Annotated in this window: 7 protein-coding genes; 2 read left to right on the top strand and 5 right to left on the bottom strand. The window is 73.4% G+C overall.

The genetic code is table 11. The annotated features are described in order from the left end of the window. Positions 1–129 precede the first annotated feature (129 nt). Positions 130–852, top strand: a complete 723-nt coding sequence (locus tag ACFQ6N_RS39615; protein ID WP_380659014.1) for an IS5 family transposase — start codon at positions 130–132, stop codon at positions 850–852. Positions 853–871: 19 nt separating this feature from the next. Here ACFQ6N_RS39615 and ACFQ6N_RS39610 read toward each other — a convergent pair whose 3' ends face one another. Beyond that, complete coding sequence (locus tag ACFQ6N_RS39610) at positions 872–2,419, bottom strand: MFS transporter (RefSeq protein WP_380659013.1); 1,548 nt, start codon at positions 2,417–2,419, stop codon at positions 872–874. Between the two features lie 22 nt (positions 2,420–2,441). After that, the gene (locus tag ACFQ6N_RS39605; protein ID WP_380659012.1) at positions 2,442–3,035 is read right to left on the bottom strand and encodes an NADPH-dependent FMN reductase; all 594 of its coding nucleotides are present in this window, start codon (positions 3,033–3,035) and stop codon (positions 2,442–2,444) included. A 170-nt stretch (positions 3,036–3,205) separates the two neighbouring features. On the opposite strand from ACFQ6N_RS39605, the gene ACFQ6N_RS39600 reads away from it, so the two are divergent. After that, positions 3,206–3,961: a TetR/AcrR family transcriptional regulator gene (locus tag ACFQ6N_RS39600; protein ID WP_380659011.1), complete on the top strand. Its 756-nt coding sequence runs from the start codon at positions 3,206–3,208 to the stop codon at positions 3,959–3,961. A gap of 98 nt (positions 3,962–4,059) precedes the next feature. Here the strand turns inward: ACFQ6N_RS39600 and ACFQ6N_RS39595 are convergent, their stop codons facing one another. The 3 genes from ACFQ6N_RS39595 to ACFQ6N_RS39585 form a co-directional block, all read right to left on the bottom strand. Then, positions 4,060–4,995: a DMT family transporter gene (locus tag ACFQ6N_RS39595; protein WP_380659010.1), complete on the bottom strand. Its 936-nt coding sequence runs from the start codon at positions 4,993–4,995 to the stop codon at positions 4,060–4,062. A gap of 300 nt (positions 4,996–5,295) precedes the next feature. Continuing rightward, positions 5,296–5,670 carry a peptidase inhibitor family I36 protein gene (locus tag ACFQ6N_RS39590; protein WP_380659009.1) on the bottom strand — a complete coding sequence of 125 codons (375 nt, stop codon included), beginning with the start codon at positions 5,668–5,670 and terminating at the stop codon, positions 5,296–5,298. 438 nt (positions 5,671–6,108) lie between these two features. Then, a complete protein-coding gene (locus tag ACFQ6N_RS39585) occupies positions 6,109–6,393 on the bottom strand; it encodes an ATP/GTP-binding protein (RefSeq protein WP_380659008.1) in 285 nt (94 codons plus the stop codon). Between the last annotated feature and the right edge of the window lie 135 nt (positions 6,394–6,528).

Raw genomic sequence — 6,528 nt, 5'->3', positions numbered from 1 at the left:
CGGGGCCCGCCCCCCCGCGGCCCCCCTCCGCACTTTATTTTTCTGCTGGGCCCCCCCTGCCACCTTTTCTGGCGGGGTGGGGGTGGGGGGGGCCGGGGGCCCCCCCCCCCCACCACCGAACTGCGTGAAGTGGTCAACGCGATCCTCTACGTCGCACGGACCGGCATCGCCTGGCGCTACCTCCCGCACGACTTCCCGCCCCACACCACCGTCTACGGCTACTTCAAGGAATGGGAACGAGACGGCACCACCGAGCAGATCCACGACGCGCTCCGTGACCAGCTCAGAGCGAAGAAGGGCCGCCGGATCCTGCCGAGCGCCGCGATCATCGACGCCCAGTCGGTGAAGGCCTCGCCGAATGCCCCGGCCGACACCCAGGGCTACGACGGCGGGAAACGGGTCAAAGGCCGCAAACGCCACATCGCCACCGACACCCTGGGCCTGCTCCTGGTCCTGATCGTCACCGCCGCCGGCGTCCAGGACTCCGCCGGCGGAAAACAGATCCTGGACACCCTCGCCGACCGGTGGCCCACGGTGACCAAGGCATGGGTGGACGCCGGCTACAACAATGCCGTGGTCAGGCACGGCGCCGCCCTGTCCATCGACGTCGAGGTGGTCGCCCGCGACAAGGAGCAGAAGGGCTTCGTCGTCCAGCCGATCCGCTGGCGTGTCGAGCAGACCTTCGGGATCATGTCCCGGTACCGGCGGCTCCACCGAGACTACGAGGAACTGCCGGACCGGTCACGCTCGATGATCCACTGGGCCATGGTCAACTCCATGACCAGCCGCCTGACCGCCAGCCCTGACAAAGTCGGGCAATACCTTCGCCCGAAACCGCTCGCGGCAGCCTAAATCCGTATCGAACGCCCTCTCAGGCCGCGCCCGTCTCCACCCGCACCCCGGCCGGGTCGCCGGAGGGTTCGGCGCCCGGCGCCGGCTGCGGGCGGGCCAGGCAGGCCGCCGCCGTGGCCAGTGCCGCCAGGACCACGCCGCCCGCCACCGCGCCGTGCAGGCCGGAGGTCACCGCCGCGCCGACGGCGTCCCGGGTGGCGGCGGGCAGTCCCGCCAGGGCGGCCGGGGTGAGCCGGCCGCCGTCGGTGAGCGCGGCCGCCTCGTCGGGGCCGAGGCGGTGGGCCAGCGAGTCGGCGAGCCGGGCCGTGTAGACGGCGCCGAGGCCCGCCATGCCGAGCGAGCCGCCGACGCTGCGGAGCAGGGTGACGACGCCCATCGCGGCGCCCATGTCCCGGCGGGGGACGGCGCCCATCGAGGTCAGCATGGTGCTCTGCAGCAACAGGCCGAGGCCGATCCCGGCGACCGCGGTCAGGCCGGAGGCGAGGGCGGCCGGGGTGTCCGTGCCGAGCAGGAGCAGCAGCGCCGAGCCGGCCAGCGTCAGCGCCCCGCCCAGCAGGGGGTGGCGCCGCTCGCCGCCGGGGCGGCCGAGCAGCCGCCCGGTGACCAGCTGGGTGCCCGTCATGCCGAGCATCAGCGGCAGCAGGAGCAGGCCGCCGGTGGTGGGTGAGGCGCCCTGGACGAACTGGAGGTACTGCGGCAGGAAGCCGATCAGGGCGAGCATCACGGCGCCGGTGAGGAAGCCGAGCACCTGGGCCACCGTGAAGTTGCGGCTGCGGAACAGCGCGGGCGGGATCAGCGGTCCGGCGGCGCGCCGTTCGGTCCGGGCGAACCAGCCGAGCGCGGCCACCGCCACCGCCGCCGTCCCGAGGACCCGGGGGGACGTCCAGGCGTACGCGGTGCCGCCCCAGCTGCCGACCAGGGTGAGCGCGAGGATGCCGGTGGTCAGCAGGGCGACCCCGGGCCAGTCGAAGGGCGCCCGCACCCGCTCCGTCCGCAGCCGTACGCCCGCCCCGACCGCGAGCAGCGCGAACAGCCCGACCGGCAGGTTGACGTAGAACGCCCAGCGCCAGCTGAGCCGGTCGGTGAGGAGGCCGCCGAGCAGCGGGCCGCCGACGAAGGCGATCGGCATCAGCACGCCGACCACCGACTGCACCCGGCCCCGGTCGGAGGCCGGGACGAGCACGCCGATCACCGAGAGGGCGCCGACCATCAGGCCGCCCGCGCCGACCCCTTGCAGGGCCCGGAAGGCGATCAGCTCGGCCATGTCCTGCGCCAGTCCGGACAGCACCGAGCCGGCCAGGAACACCACCACCGCCCACTGGTAGGCGCCCTTGCGCCCGTACAGGTCGCCGATCCGGCCCCAGAGCGGGGTGGCGGCGGCGGAGGTGAGCAGGTAGGCGGTGACCGCCCAGGAGAGGTGCTCCAGCCCGCCGAGGTCGCCGACGATGGTCGGCAGCGCGGTGCCGATGATCTGTCCGTCGAGGGCCGAGAGGAAGATGCCGAGCATCAGTCCGATCACGCCGAGCAGCGGCGGTGCGGGCCGCTCCTCGGCCGGGTCCGTGGCCATGTCGTCCACCGCTTCCGGGGGCTCAGGCCGCGAACGGGCGGGCCTGCCGGGCGTCCCGCAGCGCCTGCGCCCACCAGGCGAGCTGGTCGAGCATGGTCTTGGCGGCGGCGTCGGCGGCCGGGTCCAGGGCCTTGCCGTCGGCGTCGAAGCACTGGGAGGCGCCGTGGAAGCTGACGGTGTTGCGGATCGTCGCGGCGTTCAGCTCGGCCAGGACCACCCGCAGCTGTTCGACGGCGCGCAGGCCGCCGGAGAGGCCGCCGTAGGAGACGAAGGCGACCGGCTTCCCGTGCCACTGCCGGTTGTGCCAGTCGATGGCGTTCTTCAGCGGGGCCGGGAAGCTGTGGTTGTACTCGGGCGTGACGATCACGAAGGCGTCGGCGGCCTCCAGTCGGGGCGACACGGCCGCCAGCAACTCCGCTTCGCCCGGCGGCAGTTCGCCGCCGAAGGACGGGAAGGTGGTGGGCAGCGGGGTCGCCACCAGGTCGATCGGGTCGGCGGCCATGTCGCCCCGGGCTTCGAGGTGGCCGAGCAGCCAGTCGGCGACGACCGGGCCGAAGCGGCCGTCGCGGGTGCTGCCGATGAGGACGGCGACGTTCAGGTTCTGCTCCGCGGACATGGGGATCCCCTCCAGGGTGACTGCTGTGCACGACTGCTGCGTACGACTGCTGTGTACGGCGTATCTGTTGGATACAACGTACACATCGGCGCGTACGGCGTCTACTGCCGATACGCCGTACACGCGGAGTGCTACGGTGGAACCCGCCCCCGTCGGAAGGATCCAGCCCCATGCCCGCTCGACAGGCCCCCGCCGGGGACACCCCCGCGGAAGGCGGCGACGTGCCGCAGCCCTCGCTCTGGGAGCGCCTGGCCCGCCCGGCCCCCGCGCCGCGCACCACCCTGACCCCGCACCGGATCGCCGAGGCGGCGGTCGCCATCGCCGACACCGAGGGCCTGGACGCCGTCACCATGCGCCGCCTGGCCGGCGCGCTCGGCGTCGCCCCGATGGCCGCCTACCGGTACGTCTCCGGCAAGGACGAACTCATCGAGCTGATGGTCGACTTCGTCTACGGTCGGCTCCCCCTGGACACCCCCGCCGACGGCTGGCGGGACGCCATGCGCTCGCTCGCCGTCCACCTGCGGGCGATGAACCTGGACCACCCGTGGACCGTCCGGACGGCCACCCCGTTCTCGCTCAGCCCCAACCAGCTCGCCGTCCCCGAACGGGCGTTCTCCGTCCTGGCCGAGCACGGCCTGGACGCCGACACCACCATGGCGGTGTTCCGCACGGTGACCGGGTACGTGCACGGCTCGGTGGCCGCCGAGGTCACCCTGGCGAACCTCCGCCGCGAGCGCGGCTGGTCCGACGGCGACCAGACCCGGGCCGGCCTCGCCCCCCGGATGACCTGGCTGATGGGCACCGGCCGCTACCCCAGCTACCAGCGCTACCTGCACGAGGCCACCCGCAAGGACGACCCGGACTGGCAGTTCGAGACCGGCCTCGACTGCGTCCTGGACGGCATCGCCGCCCACTTCGGCATCTGAGGAGCGGCACAGCGCGTGGGAAGTCGGCCCGGCCGACTTCCCACGCGCAGGCCCGACCGGCGTCCCGCTTCCGGCGCGAGCCAGGCCGGGCCGACCTGCTACCGGCGGCCCGGCAGGGCCAGGAAGGCCAGCCCCCCGGCCAGCACCGCGAGGCCGCACCAGGAGACGGCGGGCAGCCGCTCCCCCAGCGCCACCACGCCCAGCACGGCGGCGACGGCCGGCTCGGCGAGGGTCAGGGTGGTGGCGGTCTGGGCTGTGGTGCGCCGCAGGCCGTGGCCGAACAGCCGGTAGGCAAGCCAGGTGGTGACCACGGCGAGGTGCAGCACCACCCCTGCGCCCCGCACCGAGGCCAGCCACCCCAGGTCACCGGCGAACAGCACCGGCAGGACGATCAGCGCCCCGCCGCCGAACATCGCCCCCATCACGCCGCCCGACGGGTGCCCCGCCGCGATCAGCCGCCCGCCGATCAGCGAGTACACGGCGTACGAGAGCCCGGAGAGCGCCGCCAGCAGCACCCCGAGCGGGTCCACCGCCGTGCCGCCTCCGGCGAGTCCGGGGCCGAGCACCAGCACCGCGCAGCCGAGCACGGCCGCCCCGGTGGCGGCGGCCCAGCGGCCGCTCGGGCGTCCCTGCCGGGCGAGCCACCCGAGCAGCCCGGTGAACACCGGCGCGCTGCCCAGCGCGATCACCGTCGCGACGGCGACTCCGGTGCGGTTCGCCGCCGGGTAGAAGGTGAGCGGGTACCCCGTCACGGCGACGGCGCCGAGCGCGAGCAGGCGGCGCTCACGCGGCCCGCACCGGCGGGGCAGGTGCCGGGCGGTGCGGTCGGAGAGGAACAGCAGCAGGCCGCCGAGCACCAGGGCGGCGGCCCCGATCCCGGCCGCGGGGGCGCCTGCGGGCGCGAGGGTGGCGGCGGTCCCGGTGGTGCCCCAGAGCAGCGCGGCCGCGAGGATCGGCACCGGCCCGTCGAGCGGGCGCACGGGCCGGGTGGAAGGGGCGGCGGGGGTCAGCCGGGCCCGGGCAGGAGTGGACAAACGATTCGGCACAGTCGTGAACTTCCGTCGTCGAAGACCGTCAGAGGAGAGGTTCCGAGAACGGGCGCACGCCATGAGCGGCCGGCGGCCTCACCGGACTGAGCCGGGCCGAGCCGGGCCGAAGGGGATCAAGCCACCTGCGCGTGCGCCCGATCAGGCGCTGAGCGGTGGCAGCGCGACGTGCCAGTACAGCTTCACGCGTCGATGGTACCGACCCGCCAAGACGGCGGCTCGTCTGCCGGTGCCCGGTGTTCGGTGCGCCGGTGGACGAGCCGCCGTGTCGGAGCGGTCGGGGAACTGCTAACCGAGGTACGCGCGGTAGGCGCTGACCCAGGCGCCGATGCTCCGGTAGCCGGTGGCGTCGATGGTGATCGACCCGCCGGTGCAGTCGTAGTTGTCCCACAGTTCGACCCGGTCGCCGCCCTCGGTGCGGGCGGAGCGGATCTGGTCGTTCCAGTTGTCGCCGACGTACGTGCACTGCCCCTCGTTGCCGTAGAACCACCGGTCGGCGCCCGAGAAGCCGGTGCCGGTGAAGGCGTGGAAGCTGGGCTGGCGGGCGAGGGCGGCACTGGCGGGGGCGGCACTGGCGGGGGCGTGGGCGGTGGCGGTGGGGGCGACGACCACGGTGGCGGCGAGGACCGCGGCCGTGAGCAGGACCCTGCGGACGATGAGCACGATGACTCCTTCGGTCGAACACGTCCGAGCGAACGGAGCGGCGAAGGGGCGGAGAAGGGCGGAGCGCGAGACGCTGCCCCGATCCCGTCGACGCGTCCACTCGGCGGGCAGCTCAAAATTACCTGCCGCAAGGGCGGGAGAGGTGCGTCTGCGAAGGAATGGCAGAAACAAGCACCGGGCCGACTGCCGTAGTTCGTAAGGGAATTCGAGAGGCTGTGTTCCGACTGGCGCGCTGGTTGAAGCGAGGCCACCGGGGCACGGTGGCCCGACCATCCGTTCGAGGACGGACGGTCATCGGCGGCGGCCCGGCCACTGATTCCGGCCGGACCGCGAACCGTCCCGGGCCTGCAGGCCCCTGAGGACAGTCACGCTCGGTCGCCTCCGCGCCGCAGACCACCAGCAGCCGCTGCTTCGACTCCCGGTGTCCCGCCCGCCTGGTCAGCGATGCTCGGCTTTGTCGCCCTTGCCGTCATCGTCCCCCCACACCGCCACGGCGCCGGCAAAATTGTCGTCGATGTACGGCACGCCGCCGTAGCTCCCGCTGAGATACCGCCGCTCGCGGTTCTCCTCCTGGCGTGGCTTGAAGTCGGCGAGGGAGAACAGCTCCGTCTCGCCGTATTCGTTCTTCTCCACGAACCAGACCTGGTCCCGCCGCAGGACTTCCTCCCCGTCGGCTCGGCCGAGCAGGCTGGCGTCATGCGAGGTGAAGATCAGAGCTGCCACGCGCCGGTGATGTGCACGCGGTTGCGGGGGGGGTGGGGCCCGCCGGCCGCGAGCCCCGGGGGGGGGTGGTGTTAAAAAAAAAGAGACCCCCACAAAGAAAAAAAAAAAGGTTTTGGGGGTGGGGTGGTGGTATGG

The organism is Kitasatospora sp. NPDC056446 (genome assembly GCF_042796115.1).
Classification (GTDB): domain Bacteria; phylum Actinomycetota; class Actinomycetes; order Streptomycetales; family Streptomycetaceae; genus Kitasatospora.
Note: the sequence above shows the minus strand (reverse complement) of the source record. Positions and strands in the feature narration are given on the sequence as shown.

Excerpts from the sequence above, each read along its gene's own strand:
- ACFQ6N_RS39610 (WP_380659013.1), bottom strand. The coding sequence starts at position 2,419 with ATGGCCACGGACCCGGCCGAGGAGCGGCCCGCACCGCCGCTGCTCGGC.
- ACFQ6N_RS39605 (WP_380659012.1), bottom strand. The coding sequence starts at position 3,035 with ATGTCCGCGGAGCAGAACCTGAACGTCGCCGTCCTCATCGGCAGCACC.
- ACFQ6N_RS39600 (WP_380659011.1), top strand. The coding sequence starts at position 3,206 with ATGCCCGCTCGACAGGCCCCCGCCGGGGACACCCCCGCGGAAGGCGGC.